An 18208-nucleotide genomic window follows, 5' to 3' on the forward strand; every position below is an offset into this window, starting at 1 on the left:
GGGTTCTTGTCGTCCATGGATATCTTTCAAAAAATCTTTTTGTATTTAGGCGCTTTAATTGCGGCGAGTTTTTTAATTGTCGCGCTGATCGCCCTATCCAACGCCGAGAACGGACAACTGACGGTAGAAGGTCTTTCACATCTAGAAGCTCAATTTGTCTCCTTTTATGAGTTCTTTCGTTGGATTGTCTATGTATGGATGATTTCGGCGATTTTTCTTTTTGCACGCTTTCTATTCAGAATGTTTGGCAGATAATTCAATTTGGCGGCCAAGGCTTAACGACTGACTAGCCGACTGGCCAATTCAATCAATCGTTTATCATGGCACGACCAAAATCGAACGCGATTTCTACAACGGCTGAGAGCAAGCTTGCTCGCTTCTAATTCCAGCCTAATCTTGCCAATCAATACCCAAATCAATACCCTATTCAATCCCCAGATAGATAATCCATTAAGTGGATATAGAGTTTTTCCAATCTTTTGATATTGTGCAATGTCTTTTCCCTATCGCAGTCGATACACTGTAATGCCGCTTTGTTTTCATACCATAAACGCTTACAAGTCTGAATCGTAAGCCGTAGCTCATAAGGTGTTGGATCACCTACTTCTGCCCATTGACCAGGCATCATATCAATCTCTTTTTCTCTAAAACGATATAGATTTCCAGCGGAGTGTGGTGTAGCTTGCTTTACCTCATTGACACCTGCACCCTTAGGCTGTTTTACTACGACATCCTTCTGCTCAAACAATTCAAACTGCAACAAACTTCCCATAATACACACTCCCTGGAATAACCCATTTCAAGTTGTGATAGGAACCATAAACCTATTGATATTGGCTTTCTTTGAAAACCCCCATATCAAGTTTACAACCATCTCCAAAAAAGGGTTCAGCAAAGGATATGCCATAGAAATGCCAAGAAAAGAGGAGGTAAGACCATTACAACCATTACATTCTTGACTAACAAGTTGATAAATATGGGGTTTACCAGGAAATATTGTTTGTGATTAGATTACATTTGAAATGGAGGTTAAAAAGGATTCACTCCCCCGCCTGCCCTATTGAGGTGCAGATATGAACTTTTAGAATATTTGAATGATTGGCTATCTTTACCAAACCAAATCGTCAGGAATCGCAAATTTAGCGTAATATTCCTGGTCCTCCTTGGAAAGTGAATCGTCAATACCCGAAGATTCCGCAAGAGGAATCAACACACTGTCATCACGTTGCTCAATTTTTTGGGCGGCTTCAGCGGAAATGAGAACATACGCACTCCCTACTCGGGCGATACGAATCGATTCATTGCTCAAGCCTTTATGGATTTTTTGATTGACCGACAAGGTTTTCACGCTATTGCCATCAGCGAAATTGTAGGCCAGCTCCCCCTCATATCCACTTATTTTATTGGATTCAATGATCTGTTTTACTTCCGCTTGCTGGGCTTTTTGTGCCTGTTCTTGCTGACGCTGTAAGTTCAATAAACGGTCGCGTTCGGCTTTTTCCGCGGCGGCCTTAGCGGCAAGCTGAGCGGCTTCACTAACAACCGCTTCACCCTTTTTAGCTTTATTCGCACGATTTTTCTTGTTTTGTAGATGCTGCTCTTGTTTGGCCTTTCTGGCCTTTTTATCATCCACCAAACCCGATTTTTTCAGTTGATCAAATAGTGATCCCGCCATGATTATCAAACCCTTTAAAAATTGATGCGCTATTCTAACCCATCTTTTTGCTTCACGACAGCAAGCCTCACTATCGGCAGAGGTTAATCCTAATGACCATTGGTCACTCTAACAACCCCTCATTTTAAGAATTAAAGTCATTCAAGCCGCTAAAACGCTATAATTCTCACAATCAAGCGTTTTAAGGAAAATACAATGGCCATACAATGGTACCCGGGACACATGCACAAAGCCCAAAAAGAGGTGCGTGAAATCTTTAATCAAGTCGATGTCTTTATTGAGGTTTTAGATGCCCGCATTCCTTTTAGCAGTCAAAACCCATTGATTGAAGAGATTCGTCAAGATAAGCCTACTATTAAGATTCTCAGTAAAACCGACTTGGCAGACCCGGCTATCACCGAAATATGGCAAACACACATGGAAAAACAGAGCAGTGTAAAGACCTTGGCCTTCAACACCCAAAACTCCGACAAACGTGAGCAACTGCTGAGCCTGATTAAAAAAATGGTACCTGAAAAAGCCAATAGCGTTAAAACCATTCATGCCTTGATTATCGGTATTCCCAACGTAGGTAAATCGACACTTATCAACAGCATCACCGGACGAACCATCGCTAAAACAGGGAATGAACCGGCGGTCACTAAAAACCAGCAACGCATCAAGCTTGAAGACAATATCACCTTAATCGACACTCCGGGCATGCTTTGGCCCAATATCGAAAATGAAAACAGCGGTTACCGTTTGGCGATTACCGGCGGAATCAAGGAAACCGCATTTGAATTACCCGATATTGCCTCTTACGCGGCAGAGTACTTTTTGGAAGCCTACCCTGAAAAAATTAAGGAACGCTTTAACTTGAAGGAACTGCCTGCCACGGATATGGAACTTTTAGAGGCCATTGGAAGACAACGCGGTTGCTTGCGTGGCGGCGGGCATGTCGATTTAGACAAGGTTTCACGTATCTTGATTATGGAATACCGTGATAACTCCATTGGCAATCTCTCTTTGGAAACACCTGAGATGATAGAGCAAGAGTGGGTTCAAGTTGAAATCCAACGCAAGCTTAAAGAAGAAAAGAAGCAGGCCCGAGAAGAGTTGAAGAAACTTCGCCGTGCACGCCATAGAAAGAACAAACGTTAAAAGGGTTTTGCCATGCTGAGTTATCTACACTCATTTCATGCCGGTAACTTCGCTGATGTCTTGAAACACAGCATTAGTGCACATATTCTGGATTATTTGACCGAAAAACCCAAACCGGTTTTTTATTTAGATACCCATTCCGGGACAGGAGCCTTTTCATTACATGACAATGAGGCGCAAAAAACCCAAGAATACTTGAGTGGTATCGGCAAACTATGGGATTTAACGGCACAAGAAACGGAGAACCTACCAGGCCTGGTTAAATTCTATATTGGGTTAATCCGAGACTTTAACCTAAATGAACGATTGGACACCTACCCAGGTTCACCGTGGTTTGCACAACACCTACTCAGGGAACATGACCGTTTATCACTGTTTGAACTTCACCCAAGGGAGTTCAAGACATTGCTGCAGAACATTCGTGGCGACCGCCGTATCAAGGCCTTTCAAAAAGACGGCTTTCACGCCTGTATGAGCCAGCTCCCTCCCAAGGAAAGACGTGGTTATGTCTTGATGGATCCGCCTTATGAAGTCAAGCAAGACTACCAAACCGCAACCGATACCCTGATTAAGGCTCACGCTAAGTTTGCCACCGGTACCTATGCTTTATGGTATCCGGTGGTTGACCGCTATCGAATTGATAAAATTGAAGCGGATTTCGTTAAAAGCGGTATTAAGAATATTCAGCTATTTGAATTGGGCATTGCCGATGACAAAGAAAAAGGCATGACCTCAAGTGGCATGATTGTCATCAATCCCCCTTGGACCTTGATGAAACAAGCTCAAGAGGCGTTGCCTTATTTGGCAAAAAAACTGGCTGGCGACCAAGGACATTACCGCTGTATCCAGTTGGTTAAGGAGTAAACAGGCCTTAGCTACAGATCCGTTTTAGCTTTAAAGTTCGGCAAGGTAACTTTTGGCCAATTTGAGCGCCTCTTCGGCAGTCAGTCCTTGATGCATAAAATCGTAGGCGATTTGCTGCTCTTCCGTTAAAAAGCGCGATTCAAAATCAGCAACCAATGTTTTCCAGGCCTGCTTATCTTGTTCATTATTGGGGGTATGCGCCAATAGTTTGGCGAGCATGCCTAAAGCGACTGTCGTGTCACTGATATGTTCATAGTATTGCGAAAACTGCTGAAAAAGTTTACCGATTTCTGCTACATCAACACGTTCATCTTGAGCGGAACTTAGGGTATCCGCAATATCTTTCAGTAAGGTTTTTCCCCAATCACGGCTAGACTGCAGTTGTGAAACCGCCAAATTCAATGCCATGCTTGCCTCTTGGAAGTCCGCTTCATCTGCCGAAAGTTCGGAACCGTCTTCAATAAAGTCGAATTCATTCAATTCGGTATTTTGCATCGAAATCAATGCCGTGTTGGCATCGGTCATCACAATCCGGTGATGCGCTAATAGCTGTGAACTGGTCACTTGTGCAATATGGCAACCGCATAGAAAACGTTCGCCTTCCTGGCGTTGATGGACCACCTCAATGCCTTCTAGACAATAGACCTCTTGGGTATCCGTGTTTTTCACGCAGACACTAATCACCTGGCCTGGTAGAAAAAAATCACTATCATCCACCCAAAAGCTTAGGCCGGTCAAATTGACATCGAAGCCCATAAAAGGAGAAGAAAAATCACGGTCTTCATGATTGGTAACCAGAAAAGGTCGAGAGAAACGAGAAGATTGACGTTGTTCTAAATCCATTTGAATCATGCGGTCTCCCTTCTCATTCAAGTTTTGGTTAACGAATCAAAGCAAATATCAAGATAAGAGCTATTATGCTTTTGGTTTGAACCCAAGGGCTAAGCACTCTGCTTCAGGCAACCAACCCAAGCAGCTACGAACCTTAAGAGATTGGTAATTTCTGACGATGGGCATAATGGTTAAAATACCAAATATGATTTGATACCAATGCCAACCAATCGCTGACGGCTGCTGTGACCACCAAAGATTATTCACACCAAAATGTTTGGTTTTAAAAATCAAGTGAATCGCTAAACGCCAATATTTCACAGCGTATTGAAAACGGGTTTGCAGCATAATTTTCCTTAAAACGGTTATTTCTAATTGGTTTTTAATCGGTTCAGTTTACAGTTGTTGACGCTATTGTAGTAATTATTGCACTTCCAACTCAAGCATAATGGTGTTCTCTTTATACACCGTAGTGCCGACTGGCGCCAATACCTTGCTTATTTTACCTTTTACCGGCGCTTTAATATAAACATACTTCGACCAGGCCTGGTGAACCGCCACTTCTGCACGAGCTTTATCATAATTAGCCTTAGCCATATCATAACGTAACTGCGAAGCATCACGCGTTCGTTTCGCCGTGACCGTTCTGTCATATAAGTCCAATGCTTGGTCCAATTCAATTTTGGCATCATCCATATTCAACTTAGCGGCTTTTTGCTGAGCTTTAAGTAACGCAAGTTTTGCTTGATAACGTGCGCCATCTAAATTCAGTAGCTTCTGTCCGGCTTTGACTGTTTGCCCTTCTTCAACAAACAACTCGGTCACTTGTCCAGAAACCAACGAACCGATTTTAACCGTGGTCGTTTCCGCTTGAGCTTGACCACTAGAGATCAATAATAGGCTTGAAACGAATAGAACTTGGCCGACATTTTTTAAATTAAATCTTTGATTAAAATATTGCATATAAACTCTCAAACACTCTCGAAATTAGCGGTTATGGGTTATTTGTAGAATTGGTATCAGAGCTGGCTAGCGTTGTTTTTGGTGCTTGCAAGCTCACGGCTTTACCTTGTAAATAATCTAATTGCAACCATAACAAGGCTTGTTTAAATTGCCAGGCCACCATAGCGTAGTTGGCTTCTGAAAGACGCACCATCGCATCCCCCAAGTCCGTAGAACTTTCATTTTCGTACAAGGCGCGGCTGTAATCTAAATATAAATCCGCATAGTCACCAAATACTTGATGTTGCTTCTTCTCAGCATCCAAAAGCTTGAGCTGAAAATAGATATCTGCCACTTCGGTTCTTAACGCTTGTTGAAGCTGTAACTGCTCGGCTTTCAACTTAGCCAATTGAGCTTGAACCTGGTTTGTCGCCGAACTTTCCGCACCACCATCATACAATGGGATATCGACCGATAAGGTCGCTTTCCAGCTACCCTCACGCAATTCAGGATAACTCGATAATTGCCCAACCCATGCATCGGCCCTAACGGTAGGACTTGACGTGTTCTGTGCTTTTTGCAAAGCATAAGTTTGTGCTTGCTGGGCTTGTTCAAGGACTTTTAACTGCTGGTTATTGGCTAAAACCTCAGCCTGCAAAGCCTGCAAACTGACATCTTTAATGGAACGGGCTTTGAAGCTATCCAACTTTGGAAAGCGTAACTCATCGGGTCTTTCACTCGGCAAACCTAACGTATTGGCTAACTCGACACGGGTTTTCAGCTGCATCTGTTCAGCTTGCATACGTTTAACCAAGGCATTTTGATATTTTTGCTCTGCAGATAACAGATCCACATCGGATAATTGTCCTATCGCATGCCTATCTTTTACTTTATCAAACCCGACATACTCTACCGCCATCCCCTCGTCATCGATACGGTACTGAAAATCCGCTAAAAGCACATTCAAATACGCTTTTACCACATTGAGGCGCTGTTTATTTTCTACCAGTTGCAGCTTTACTTTTTGTTGTTCAACACTTAAAGAATCGGCTTGCAGCTGGTTGTCTGCTTGATCAAAATCGTAAATCACCTTACCCACATGCAGCGCTAAAAGGTTATGCGGCTGAGTCTCTTCAGCAAACTCACGTTGCCCTAAGCGTCCTTGAATATTCGCCTGCCAACGGTTACCTACCTGGTTGTTGTCCAAGGTGGCTTTTGCCATATCGATATTGGCTAATTGCAAGGCGATTTCCGGAGACTGATTTGCATAATTTTCAAGCAAAACCGACAAGGTCAATGGATTCGGTAGTGGATTACCTAGCGGCTTAGGCTGTGAATTAAGCTGTGAATTAGGCAAACCATTAGACGAAGAAAGTGCTTGGCTCTCTAACACAGGCGTATTGTCTGCTTCCTGTGCAAGACCTTGAATGCTATAGCCTTGCCCGATTAACAGCAGAGATAGGGGTAAGAGTTTTAAAAACATGCCTTTTGATTGGCTACTTGGCTTTCTCAATTGTATAACCTCTTTATACATACAGCTTTACACATACAGCTTTACACATCCAAAACTTGAATATCCAATTCAGTGATGAATTGGCTTGTTATCGAGCCGCTTGTTTACGAGCTCGTTTGTAAGCCGTAAAAGATTGGGTTTTATAACTGCCATCAATCACATACTCGGCCAACCATTTAAACTCTTCTTTGGTGCGAGTTGGCCCGGTATATTTCACGATGGGATTTCCCTGTAAATCAAAAATCATCATCACAGGAGTCGCACGTACACGATATTTTTTTTCGGCAATGCTTTGTGCCGTCCCTTTAGTGCCATCAAAATCGACAATCTCATTACTGCCTTCAATATCATGCATGACATTCATAAAATTACTTTTATAAAGTTTGATGACATCCGGCTCGGTCATAATCGTTGAGCGCATACGGTGGCAAAAAGGACACTCATCCATATGGAAGAAGACAAAAACCCCTTTTTTCCCTTCATCTTTAGCGGTTTCCAAGTCTTCTTGATAATTACCGAAAGTTTCATCAAAAAATGCATCGGCCGACCAGGCCTGGTGAGTTGTTGTGATGAGCATCGTGGCCAACAGCATCATCAACAGTTGTTTAAATTTATTCATCATCTTCATTTTGAGCACCTTAAAAATTCATGAAATCGTTAACAAAAATCATTTAGTATCCGTCGTTTTTTTAGCTTGAATAGCGCTGTAACGTTCAATAAACGTTTCTAACATCTTCTGGTCAACCATACCAACACGCGCTGCAACCAAATCACCTTCTGGTGTCACCATATAGGTAGTTGGCAAGCCTTTCAAATCTCCAAAAGGGGTGGTTCGTCCATCGACTTTGCCTTTGAATCGTACCACAGGATAATTAATCATTTGTGATTCGGCAAACGCTTTTACTTTTTGCGGATCATTCGCCTCATAATTAACGCCAATCACCACCGCATCTTTGTCTTTATGCTCTTCATGAAACAAAACCAAATCCGGAATCTCAACCAAACAAGGAGGACACCAAGTCGCCCATAGATTGATAATGACCCACTTGCCTTTATAATCTGATAGAAAGCTTGATTTACCATCTAAATCGACAAACTCGACATTTGTTGCTGAATCGGTGTTCGACTCTTGCGCATAAGCATACTGTACACTGGCAAACAACGAAAATACCGCTATTGAAAGAGTTAATACCCACTGTTGAACTTTCATTCTAAATCCTTGTTTTCTTTATATATATTTTTTTTGCAAAACCCGTCATTTCATTAAGACTGACTAATTTTGTTTTAATACCTGTTTCACAAACGGCAGCGTCAAACGTCTTTTTTCAACCAATGTAGCTTGTTCTAAAAGCTTTAATACCGCCAGTAACTCTTGTAGATCGGTTGAAAATTGTTTGATCAGAAAATTGCCGACTTCATTGGGTAATTCAAATCCCATTTTGGCGCTGTGGCGCTGCAAAGCGACAACCACTTCCGCTTTATCTTCTAAGCCTTGCATTTGAATCGGCAATACGTTCATTAAAGCTTTTGCCAGCTCCTGGGTGACGATATTCCAATCATTGATCGCCGTTGTGCCTGACAGCAACACGGTATGCCCTTGGACACTCGACTTGGTTAACAGATTGGCCAAGGCCAACTCCCATTTCGCATCACCGATTTTGTCGTCGATATCATCCAAACAAACCAATGGCATCTGCTCCAAGCCCATTAACACATCGGCAATCAACGGTAGGCTAGCATCGCTAATCGGCAAGAACACACTGGTTTTATTGTGTTCGGTCACAAAACGACAGGCCGCCTGCAATAAGTGTGTTTTACCGACACCACCATTACCGTAAAGATAGTAAGCACTGCCGCTGTCTTTAATCAATGCGGATTGCAAAGCATTTAATGCCAAGGCTAATGACTCTTTTTCGGTCACAAAGGTTTCAAAACAAGCATCATCTCTTAAACCAATTTTAAGTGGCATTTGTACAAACATTATTGAACCTTTGGGTTTTCAGCCGAGCTATCCGACTGAGATTTATTGTTAAATTGTGGATGGAAATGCTGATAAAGCGCATTCACATCAATCTCTTGCCTATTGCTTAATGCGTTAACAACAGAGACTTTTGACCAAGATTTCATCCAGTTTAAAACCGCCTGATAATCACCTTGATATTCGATATCAAACTGTACCTCATCCGCTTGTAATTTCACCAATGCGACTTTACGGATCATCGGTTGCTGTGCTGTAAGGTCAGCTTCAAGCTGATTGACTTGATCACCATAAGTCAACTGATGCACATTTAAATACAGGTGGTTTTTACGAATGCTTTCTACCGCCGACAACTTAACATACTCTTGCATCACCGCAACAAACATCTCTTGCATCAAGGCCTGACGATCGCTTCCCGTTAATTTGTTTTGCGCGATGTTTGAACCATTTAAGGCGAACAAATACCAAGTCAACTCATATTGGGAATTACCTAAAGCCACCAGCTTAAAACTTAGTAAGTTATGTTGATTAGCCGCGATAAGAATTTCTTGAACCTTTGAATCACCCGGACTCACTTCAACAGGAAAAACCCATTGTCCTCTATCTTCCGGAATCGCTATCGGCAAACCGAATTGTTGGGGGTAAGTTCGATAGTCGACATCCACTCGATAATCCAAAATCTCCTGGTTCAACTTGACCAAACGTCCTTGCTGCACAAAGCTTCCCATTACCAAGGTCTTTGGACGCTGGTTTACCGCCCATAATTTGATATGCTGCTCACTAAAGGATTTCTTGAGTCGTTCCGCATCAAAATGCAGTTCGATGTTTTGTCCGACAGTGACACCATCTTCCATTCTAGGTTTGATGTAGTAACTTGCCAGCCAGTTTTTAGCATGCTGAATGTAATCTTGACCGATTTTTGAGCGAATCAATTGGTTACGTCCGGTTAGGCGTAACAATAAAACCTGCATAGCAGCCTGAGTTTGATTGGCCAATAAATCTTTCGCTTTAGAGGTACTTACGCCCCCTTTTTCAACGGTTGAAAGCGGTGCATCGGGTAAAGCGTCATAAGGTAAAGTGACCTTGAAAAAAGACTCTGGCATGGCGATTGAATCATCGGATTGAACTTGTTGTACCAACAACAAACTCATAATTACTAATAATAGCTGAAAACTTCTCATATAAGACTCATAAAATTTCGTTACAATATCATAATATTTTTTCGTAAAGTCAGTACAGACTTTTGCCTGACAAGGTCAGCTTTTTTCAAGGGTTGCTTACTTTAACAAGTTATCGCCCTCAAAAGCGCGAATCAGTACCAAGCTTATGTTGCCAAACACAAGTAGCCGTACAATCAACCAATTTATTTTTAAAAGTTAGATTTGAGATTATGACAACAAATACACAATCCATTAGTTATAAAGATGCCGGTGTTGATATCGATGCTGGTAATGCCCTAGTTGAAGCGATCAAACCGATCGCTAAAGCAACTACTCGTCCTGAAGTTCCTGCATCTTTAGGTGGTTTTGGTGCCTTATTTGAATTGGACATGAGTAAATACAAAAATCCAATCTTAGTGTCTGGTACAGATGGTGTCGGTACTAAATTACGTTTAGCCATCGACAGCGGTAAGCACGATAAAGTGGGTATCGATTTAGTTGCGATGTGTGTAAACGACTTGATTGTACAAGGTGCAGAACCACTATTTTTCTTAGACTACTACGCAACCGGTAAATTGGATTTACCCGTGGCAACGGATGTTGTTAAAGGAATTGGTGAAGGTTGTCTACAATCTGGTTGCGCATTAATTGGTGGTGAAACCGCTGAAATGCCTGGCATGTATCCTGATGGTGACTATGACCTAGCGGGCTTCTGTGTTGGTATTGTTGAAAAAGCGGACTTAATTGATGGCACTAAAGTCAAGGCCGGTGATGTCATGCTTGGTTTAGCCTCAAGTGGACCACACTCAAACGGTTACTCTTTAATCCGTAAGATTTTAGAAGTCAGCAACGCTGATTTGCAAATGGACATGGATGGTCAGCCTCTGATTGATGCGTTGATGGCACCAACAAAAATCTATGTTAAATCTTTATTGGAACTGATGAAATCGGTTGATATCCATGCGGTATCACATATCACTGGCGGTGGTCTTCTAGAAAACCTACCTCGTGTTATGCCTGCCAATACCATGGCAAACATCGATACAAACAGCTGGAAACGTCCTGCGGTATTTGATTGGATTCAAGCCAACGGCAACGTTGAATTTGAAGAGATGCACCGTACATTAAACTGCGGTATCGGTTTAGTGATTGTAGTGGATGCCGCTGAACAAGACAAAGCGATTGAAGTCCTAACTCAAATGGGTGAAACGGTTTCCGTTATCGGTCAGATTGAAGCTTCAGAACAAGCTGAACCAACGGTTAAGTTAGTTCAAGGTTAATCCTTTTATCTTCTCTATTGCATCGGTTCCCATCCGATGCAATAAACCCTCTTTGAAATTCTTGATTAAAATTCTTTCACTATGACAACACCTAAACGTATTGCAGTCCTGATCTCTGGAAGCGGTTCAAACCTTCAAGCCATTATCGACCATCAAAAAGCACATGCCGATTTGTATGAAATCGTTTTGGTGATTTCTAATCGCCCAAACGCTTATGGTTTACAACGCGCCCAAGACGCCAATATTCCAACCCTGGTGGTTGACCATACCGAATATGACAATAGAGAGACTTTTGATCAAGCATTACAAACCGCAATCGATGCCCAATCTGCCGACCTGGTGGTTTTAGCAGGGTTTATGCGCATCTTAACTCCTGGCTTTACCAAACACTATCTAGGTAAAATGCTCAATATCCACCCCTCCTTACTACCGAAATACACCGGCTTGAACACCCATCAACGCGCGCTTGAAGCCGGTGATAAGAAACATGGTTTAAGCATTCATTTCGTCACCCCTGAATTGGACGGTGGCCCGGTGATTTTGCAAGCCGAGGTGGATATTGAAACGGGTGAAACCGAACAAAGCTTGGCCGATAAGGTTCATAAACAGGAACACATTGCATATCCATTAGTGGTGCAGTGGTTTGCTGAAGACAAACTCTTCTTAAAAGATAACCAGGCCTGGTTAAATCAAAACTGTCTTCATCATCCGGTATTGTTAAACCGGCTCGATTAAGGCTATGCTATCAAGTATATTTTTACGACTTTCTAAAAGGAGTCCGCTATATGCTTAAAGCTTTTCAATCCAAAACACGCATTGCAAAGAGCCGCCTTCATCGTTCCGCTAAATTAGGGATTGCGCTTTTATCTGCATTGCCTTTGTTATTCTCCCCGTCTGCCTATTCGGCTGAACTGCCAAACTTCAAAGCCGAGTTCAATGTACAGGCTTTGGGATTGAATCTTGGTCAAGCCAAACACAGCATGCAATGCACAGCAGGAAACTGCACCTTAAAAAGTGATGCCAAACCTTCTGGTTTGGCAGCGGCGTTCTTTAAAGACTCTTCTCACGAAACCATTCAACTAAAACAGACACAAGATACACTCTCTTGGCAAAGCTATCACAAATTAGGCATCAGCTATAAGGACGGTAAAAGCAAAGAGAAAGTTACCAACTTAAAGCTAGACCCTAAGCAGAATAAAGTCATTTACCCGGAAAAAAACCGTGAATGGCCTATGCAACCTCAGTTGTTCGATGTCATGTCTATCGCCTATGCCATCCAACACGCTAAGCTGAACAACGCATCATTGCAAAACTTTACCCTGCAAGATACCAACTTCCAAGATAAGCTGGTTTTAAAAAGCACCAATCAACATGATTTTGTTGGATTGGATTTTGCCGATAACAATTTAGATGCCGTAAAATATCACTTCACCAGTCAACATGCTGAAATTGAGTTGTGGTTATTACCAAAATATAATTATTTTCCAGGTAAAATACGCATCTTAAATAAAGACGAAAAAACGATTACCCTATCGCTTGCGGAGCCACCAAAACTATTATGAAACTAAGTGATAAAGACATTATTCAACATTTAAAAGTTGGCAAAATCGCTGTAACCCCAGAGCCGAGTCATGACAAAATCAAGGGAATCAGTGTCGATTTACGACTCGATAATCGCTTTAGAGTCTTTAATGACCATACCGCTCCTTACATCGATTTAAGCGGTCCAAAAGACGAAGTTCAAAAAATAATGGACACCGTAATGGGTGAAGAGATTCTGATTCCTGAAAATGAGGCTTTCTTTTTACACCCGGGTGAATTGGCATTGGCAGCCACCTTAGAGTCGGTCACTATCCCGGACGACTTGGTCGGTTGGTTGGATGGCCGCTCCAGCTTAGCAAGACTGGGGTTGATGGTGCATGTCACCGCCCATAGAATCGATCCAGGCTGGCATGGTCAGATTGTGTTGGAGATTTTCAATAGTGGAAAACTGCCATTGGCACTTCGCCCAGGCATGGATATTTGCGCCATTAACTTTGAAACCCTTTCCAGCGCAGCTTCAAAACCCTACAACAAACGGGCTGATGCTAAATACAAGAATCAATCCGGTCCGACCTCTAGCAGAATCAACGAAGACGCTAAACTGCATGACCGTCAGCTGGATTTATTGAATAATTAAAACCGGGGTAGCTATAGAGCATCCGGTTTAAAGGGCGAGTAAGATTCACACTTGCCCAAAATCACCTTCAATCAGTTCCCGCAACCAGGCATTTCATAAAAAATTCCATTTTGTTAAATCCGTATGACAATTAAGCGGCATTACCTTAATCGGCGTATTTTTTCTTTACTTTTTTTCAATTTCGCACATAATTCAAACCATTACATAAAACATTAAATATGGCTTAAGATGGTATTTACCCGACCTAGTAGATTGGGTGTTTATCCATGTAAATCTTGAACCACAATGATGTTATTCATCGAGACGCTAAGGAATATTTATGCATATAGGCTTCATGATTGAAGATTGGGCAAATATCGACCCCTCTAAAAACTCAACGATTCTTGTTATCCGTGAATGTCTCAAAAGAGGTCATAAGGTTTCCATTCTCTATCCTGAAAACTTAACGGTGCGTAACAATGTCGCCCATGGTTTGCTTAAGTTCATTGAGCCCATGGAGAAGATTCCAGACAACATCGTGCAATTTTACAAAAAAGTCACTTTCAAGAAGGTCTTAACACCGTTGCATTCGTTAGATAGTTTTATGATCCGTAAAGATCCACCGATTGATCCAATCATCTATAACTTCTTAGATTCGATTAAAAACGAGTGCATCATCATCAATGACATCGATGGTATCCGTAAGGCAAACAACAAACTTTATACCACCACTTTCAACGATCCGAGCAACAGCTTTTTACCAATTACTTACGTTTCTAAAAGCAAAGAATTCATTCGTCAGATGATTGACGAAATGCCGGGGGACAAAGTCATCTTGAAACCACTTGTCGGCTCTGGTGGCCATGGTGTAATTGTTTTGGAGAAAAATGCACAATCCAATATCAACTCCATTTTGGATTTCTATATTCATGGTTCTGGTGATGAAAACTACATCATCATCCAGGAGTACATTGAAGGTGCTGAACATGGCGATGTTCGTGTATTGATGTTAAACGGTAAGTTTATTGGTGCTTATAACCGCAAACCACCAGAAGGTGATATTCGTGCGAATATCCAAATTGGTGGCACAGCCCATAAATATGTGATGACAGACTCGCAGATGGCCGTCTGTCGTAAAATAGGCCCTCGCCTAGCTGCCGATGGTCTGTATTTTGTGGGTGTGGACATGATTGGCGATAAAATCCTAGAGGTTAACGTGCTTAACCCAGGTGGAATCAGCAACATCAATAAACTCGATAAAGTAAAACTACAATTGAATGTGGTCGACTTTATCGAAGAAAAAGTCCATGAAAAACATGAAAAACGAGCTGAACTTGAGTATCTACTTAAGCGTTTAAATGATTTGAAAAATTCAGAATCTTAATCTCTTAATCTATTGACGACTAGCCATTCAAGCTTGGCTATTTCTGCAATATCGAAGACCGCTATCAAGCGGTCTTTGTATATTCATAACAACCATTCCCATTCTTTAACACCCAAAAAATATTAGCAAACCAGAATATTAGATAAAACTTATTTGATGACCGATTAAATTTACTGAATTGATTCCTAGCAAAATAAACGCAATACTCTCACGGTCTACTTAATCGCTTTAAACTAAAAAGCCGAAATTAAAATCACTGATTACTCGCTTTTTCAGTTGAATTAAGTTAATTCATTTTTTAATAAGGAGCAACGCATGCTCGATATCGTTAAAAACTTATGGTTTAGAGATCCAAAAGAATCCCCGCTTTACATCAATGAAGTGGCGATGAGAATTCGTGCAGGAATGTTACTACTAATTCCTCTTTATATGGGCTTGACCCTGTATGATGTTGTCTATACGAGTAGCTGGGTAGTCGATGGCAATACAGCGGTAGACACCTATGACACCAACTGGGATGATCAGATCATTTATCAGGTGGAAGCCGTTAAAAGAACTTACGACTACACGGTACAAACTTGGTTATTGTTTTACGGCTTGTTTGAAATGATTGCCGGCATGTTTGTATTCACCTCTCGTTTCTCACCGACTATCTATCTAAGCACTTTTTTGGCGCGTAAAACGCCACCTGTATGGAAACCACTGGTTCCGAAACGTTTTGCTTGGACAATAGGTGCATCGCTCATTACGGTATGTTTAATCTTCTTTAACCCAGAAGTCTTTGCTGGCTGGGTCAATGCGATTTTTGGTGATGAAACCTTACCAACTACTGAAAACTTTATGCCTTACTGGATTCCTGTAAACCTAGTTTGGGTGTGTATGAGTTTTATGTGGTTAGAAGCGATTCTTGGCTTTTGCGTAGGCTGTAAAGTCCACTCGTTACTGGTATGGATGGGCATCATCAAAGAAGAGTGTCACGAATGTAACAACATTGACTGGGATGAAATCGCTCGAAAACATGCAGAGCGTCAACAATCGCAAGGCACAGCGAATTCTTAACGACCACCTCTATCAATGACAAAGCAATCGGTCGTTGAAAAAACAGTCCCTCCCAAAACAAACAGGCCTGGTAACTTTACAAAGCTACCAGGCCTGTTTACATTCAAGAGTGCTTAATTAAGACTGTAAACTAATATTCAATCTTTACTAATATTCAATTTTTGAACGTAAGCTTTTAATTTCACTGCGTTTATTCTTGGATTCCAAACGCCTTTTTTGAGAACCTTTGGTCGGCTTGGTCGCAATACGTTTTCTTTGCACAACCGTCACCGATTTGATTAACTCAATCAGACGCTCCACTGCAGACTCACGGTTTAAACTCTGCTCCCTGAACTCCTGAGCCTTGATGACAAGCACCCCCTCTTTATTGATTCGTTTATCTTTCAACTCAAGAAGACGGGTTTTGTAAAACTCAGGTAAAGAGGACGCTTTGATATCAAAACGCAGATGGATTGCAGAGGAGACTTTATTCACATTTTGACCACCCGCCCCTTGCGAGCGAACGGCAATAAATTCCAATTCGGAATCCGCTATGCAAACATTGTGAGAAATCTTAATCATCAGACATTATTCATCACTCAATGACACCCTCCAAATGCCAATCAACTTTTAGAGAGTTGAGTTTAATTCGTTGGTCGTAAAAACAATTGATAACCCGTATTATCTTGCTCATTCACAAATGGGTAACCTAACTCATGTAGGTAAGCCTCAAAATCCGCATGCTGCTCCGGAGGAACCTGCACACCAACCAACACTCGACCATAGGCCGCGCCATGGTTACGGTAATGGAACAAACTTATATTCCACTCTTCACTCATGTGCGTTAAAAATTGTAACAATGCACCTGGACGTTCCGGAAATTGAAAACGGTAAAGTAGCTCGTTCTCTACTCCTTTTGCATGGCCACCCACCATATAACGTAGGTGCAGTTTTGCCATTTCATTGTCGCTCATATCTTCAATTTGGTAACCACTATTTTGCAGCTCGGAAACAATGTGATTACGTTCGGCAATCCCACCTTCTGTTCTGACCCCTACAAATACCACCGCACTATTTGAATCTGAAAAACGATAGTTGAATTCGGTAATGGCACGTCGTCCACCAAGCAATTCACAAAATTTCTTAAAGCTTCCAGGCTGTTCAGGGATGGTTACCGCAAAAATCGCTTCTCGTTTTTCACCCAGCTCCGTTCTTTCGGAAACATGACGCAAACGGTCGAAGTTCATATTGGCACCGCTGACAATCGCCGCCATATTCAAACCAGAAACCGTGTATTTTTCTACAAACTTCTTTGCTCCCGCCACAGCCAAAGCCCCAGCAGGCTCGGCAATCGCGCGGGTATCTTCAAAAATATCTTTGATTGCCGCACAAATCTCATCGGTTTTAACGGTGATCATTTCATCCACACAGCTCTGGGCGATTCTGAACGGAATCTCCCCGACTTGCGCGACCGCAACACCATCGGCAAAAATCCCGACCTCTTCCAAAATCACTCGTTGGTTCGCCTTTAAAGCTTCTGTCATACAAGCCGCATCCTCAGGTTCAACACCAATGATTCGGGTTTTTGGCGAAACCTGTTTAATTACCGAAGCAATCCCCGCAATCAATCCACCCCCGCCAACACAGACAAAAATAACGTCCAGCGGTTTACTGAATTGGCGTAACATTTCCAAAGCCACCGTACCTTGCCCGGCAATCACGTCAATATCATCATAAGGATGGATATAAGTAAGCTTACGCTCCGCAACCAATTTTTTGGCATAGGCGGAAGCTTGGTCATAAGAGTCGCCCACCAAAACCACCTTACCACCTAAATCACGTACCGAATTGACCTTGATGGGTGGCGTCGTTTCAGGCATCACAATAGTGGCTTCAACCCCTAGTTTTGCTGCCGCCAATGCCACACCTTGAGCATGATTCCCTGCTGAAGCGGCAATCACCCCGGCTTTTTTCTCATCATCAGAAAGCTGAACCATCCGGTTATAAGCGCCACGTAACTTAAAGGAAAATACCGGCTGCAAATCCTCTCTTTTTAACCAAACATTATTCTGTAAGCGCTTGGAAAGTAATGGCGCTAACTCTAAAGGGGTTTCTTTCGCCACGTCATAAACAGGCGCGGTCAACACTTTACGCAAAATTTCTTCAGGCATTCGGTTTCCTAATTGAAAAGAATCTAAACTTTTAATAAAGGGCTAAGCTAACCGCTAAGATAAACCGATCCAAC

At 42.1% G+C, this 18208-nt stretch carries 21 protein-coding genes; 9 read left to right on the forward strand and 12 right to left on the reverse strand.

What is annotated here, in order from left to right; genetic code table 11:
- Window positions 1-15 precede the first annotated feature (15 nt).
- Window positions 16-255: a hypothetical protein gene (locus tag L6421_RS07320; protein WP_237260944.1), complete on the forward strand. Its 240-nt coding sequence runs from the start codon at window positions 16-18 to the stop codon at window positions 253-255.
- Window positions 256-427: 172 nt separating this feature from the next.
- Here the strand turns inward: L6421_RS07320 and L6421_RS07325 are convergent, their stop codons facing one another.
- Complete coding sequence (locus L6421_RS07325; protein WP_237260946.1) at window positions 428-772, reverse strand: hypothetical protein; 345 nt, start codon at window positions 770-772, stop codon at window positions 428-430.
- 336 nt (window positions 773-1108) lie between these two features.
- Window positions 1109-1675, reverse strand: coding sequence for a DUF2058 domain-containing protein (locus tag L6421_RS07330; RefSeq protein ID WP_237260948.1), 567 nt, complete (start codon window positions 1673-1675; stop codon window positions 1109-1111).
- Between the two features lie 195 nt (window positions 1676-1870).
- On the opposite strand from L6421_RS07330, the gene ylqF reads away from it, so the two are divergent.
- Together ylqF and L6421_RS07340 are read left to right on the forward strand one after the other, a co-directional pair.
- Complete coding sequence (gene ylqF / locus L6421_RS07335; protein WP_237260950.1) at window positions 1871-2815, forward strand: ribosome biogenesis GTPase YlqF; 945 nt, start codon at window positions 1871-1873, stop codon at window positions 2813-2815.
- 12 nt (window positions 2816-2827) lie between these two features.
- Window positions 2828-3679 (forward strand): 23S rRNA (adenine(2030)-N(6))-methyltransferase RlmJ, encoded by an 852-nt coding sequence (locus tag L6421_RS07340; RefSeq protein ID WP_237260952.1) that lies wholly within the window; start codon window positions 2828-2830, stop codon window positions 3677-3679.
- A 30-nt stretch (window positions 3680-3709) separates the two neighbouring features.
- Here L6421_RS07340 and L6421_RS07345 read toward each other — a convergent pair whose 3' ends face one another.
- The 8 genes from L6421_RS07345 to L6421_RS07380 form a co-directional block, all read right to left on the reverse strand.
- A complete protein-coding gene (locus L6421_RS07345) occupies window positions 3710-4531 on the reverse strand; it encodes a PilZ domain-containing protein (protein ID WP_237260953.1) in 822 nt (273 codons plus the stop codon).
- Window positions 4532-4594: 63 nt separating this feature from the next.
- Window positions 4595-4858 (reverse strand): hypothetical protein, encoded by a 264-nt coding sequence (locus L6421_RS07350; protein WP_237260954.1) that lies wholly within the window; start codon window positions 4856-4858, stop codon window positions 4595-4597.
- 75 nt (window positions 4859-4933) lie between these two features.
- Window positions 4934-5473 carry an efflux RND transporter periplasmic adaptor subunit gene (locus tag L6421_RS07355; RefSeq protein WP_237260955.1) on the reverse strand — a complete coding sequence of 180 codons (540 nt, stop codon included), beginning with the start codon at window positions 5471-5473 and terminating at the stop codon, window positions 4934-4936.
- A gap of 31 nt (window positions 5474-5504) precedes the next feature.
- A complete protein-coding gene (locus L6421_RS07360; RefSeq protein ID WP_237260956.1) occupies window positions 5505-6965 on the reverse strand; it encodes a TolC family protein in 1461 nt (486 codons plus the stop codon).
- 88 nt (window positions 6966-7053) lie between these two features.
- Window positions 7054-7593, reverse strand: coding sequence for a thioredoxin family protein (locus L6421_RS07365; RefSeq protein ID WP_237260958.1), 540 nt, complete (start codon window positions 7591-7593; stop codon window positions 7054-7056).
- 39 nt (window positions 7594-7632) lie between these two features.
- A complete protein-coding gene (locus tag L6421_RS07370; protein WP_237260960.1) occupies window positions 7633-8175 on the reverse strand; it encodes a TlpA disulfide reductase family protein in 543 nt (180 codons plus the stop codon).
- 63 nt (window positions 8176-8238) lie between these two features.
- Window positions 8239-8946, reverse strand: a complete 708-nt coding sequence (gene hda / locus L6421_RS07375; protein ID WP_237260962.1) for a DnaA regulatory inactivator Hda — start codon at window positions 8944-8946, stop codon at window positions 8239-8241.
- The gene (locus L6421_RS07380) at window positions 8946-10124 is read right to left on the reverse strand and encodes a DUF2066 domain-containing protein (RefSeq protein ID WP_237260964.1); all 1179 of its coding nucleotides are present in this window, start codon (window positions 10122-10124) and stop codon (window positions 8946-8948) included. The genes hda and L6421_RS07380 overlap by 1 nt, the downstream gene beginning before the upstream one ends.
- A gap of 209 nt (window positions 10125-10333) precedes the next feature.
- Here L6421_RS07380 and purM point away from each other — a divergent pair, with 209 nt between their 5' ends.
- From purM to L6421_RS07410, 6 genes are all read left to right on the forward strand, one after another.
- Entirely contained in the window at window positions 10334-11383 is a 1050-nt protein-coding gene (gene purM / locus L6421_RS07385; RefSeq protein WP_237260966.1) for a phosphoribosylformylglycinamidine cyclo-ligase, read from the forward strand.
- Between the two features lie 81 nt (window positions 11384-11464).
- Window positions 11465-12118, forward strand: coding sequence for a phosphoribosylglycinamide formyltransferase (purN, locus tag L6421_RS07390; RefSeq protein ID WP_237260968.1), 654 nt, complete (start codon window positions 11465-11467; stop codon window positions 12116-12118).
- 50 nt (window positions 12119-12168) lie between these two features.
- A complete protein-coding gene (locus L6421_RS07395) occupies window positions 12169-12945 on the forward strand; it encodes a DUF3108 domain-containing protein (protein ID WP_237260970.1) in 777 nt (258 codons plus the stop codon).
- The gene (gene dcd, locus L6421_RS07400; RefSeq protein WP_237260972.1) at window positions 12942-13562 is read left to right on the forward strand and encodes a dCTP deaminase; all 621 of its coding nucleotides are present in this window, start codon (window positions 12942-12944) and stop codon (window positions 13560-13562) included. The genes L6421_RS07395 and dcd overlap by 4 nt, the downstream gene beginning before the upstream one ends.
- Window positions 13563-13881: 319 nt before the next feature.
- Entirely contained in the window at window positions 13882-14925 is a 1044-nt protein-coding gene (gshB, locus tag L6421_RS07405; RefSeq protein ID WP_237260974.1) for a glutathione synthase, read from the forward strand.
- Window positions 14926-15240: 315 nt separating this feature from the next.
- Window positions 15241-15984 carry a DUF4395 domain-containing protein gene (locus L6421_RS07410; RefSeq protein ID WP_237260975.1) on the forward strand — a complete coding sequence of 248 codons (744 nt, stop codon included), beginning with the start codon at window positions 15241-15243 and terminating at the stop codon, window positions 15982-15984.
- Window positions 15985-16131: 147 nt separating this feature from the next.
- On the opposite strand, the gene arfB is transcribed toward L6421_RS07410, so the two are convergent.
- Window positions 16132-16545, reverse strand: a complete 414-nt coding sequence (gene arfB / locus L6421_RS07415) for an alternative ribosome rescue aminoacyl-tRNA hydrolase ArfB (protein ID WP_237260977.1) — start codon at window positions 16543-16545, stop codon at window positions 16132-16134.
- Between the two features lie 62 nt (window positions 16546-16607).
- A complete protein-coding gene (gene ilvA, locus L6421_RS07420) occupies window positions 16608-18134 on the reverse strand; it encodes a threonine ammonia-lyase, biosynthetic (RefSeq protein WP_237260979.1) in 1527 nt (508 codons plus the stop codon).
- Between the last annotated feature and the right edge of the window lie 74 nt (window positions 18135-18208).

The sequence above is a fragment of the Thiomicrorhabdus immobilis genome (assembly GCF_021654855.1).
In the GTDB taxonomy this organism is placed as follows: domain Bacteria; phylum Pseudomonadota; class Gammaproteobacteria; order Thiomicrospirales; family Thiomicrospiraceae; genus Thiomicrorhabdus; species Thiomicrorhabdus immobilis.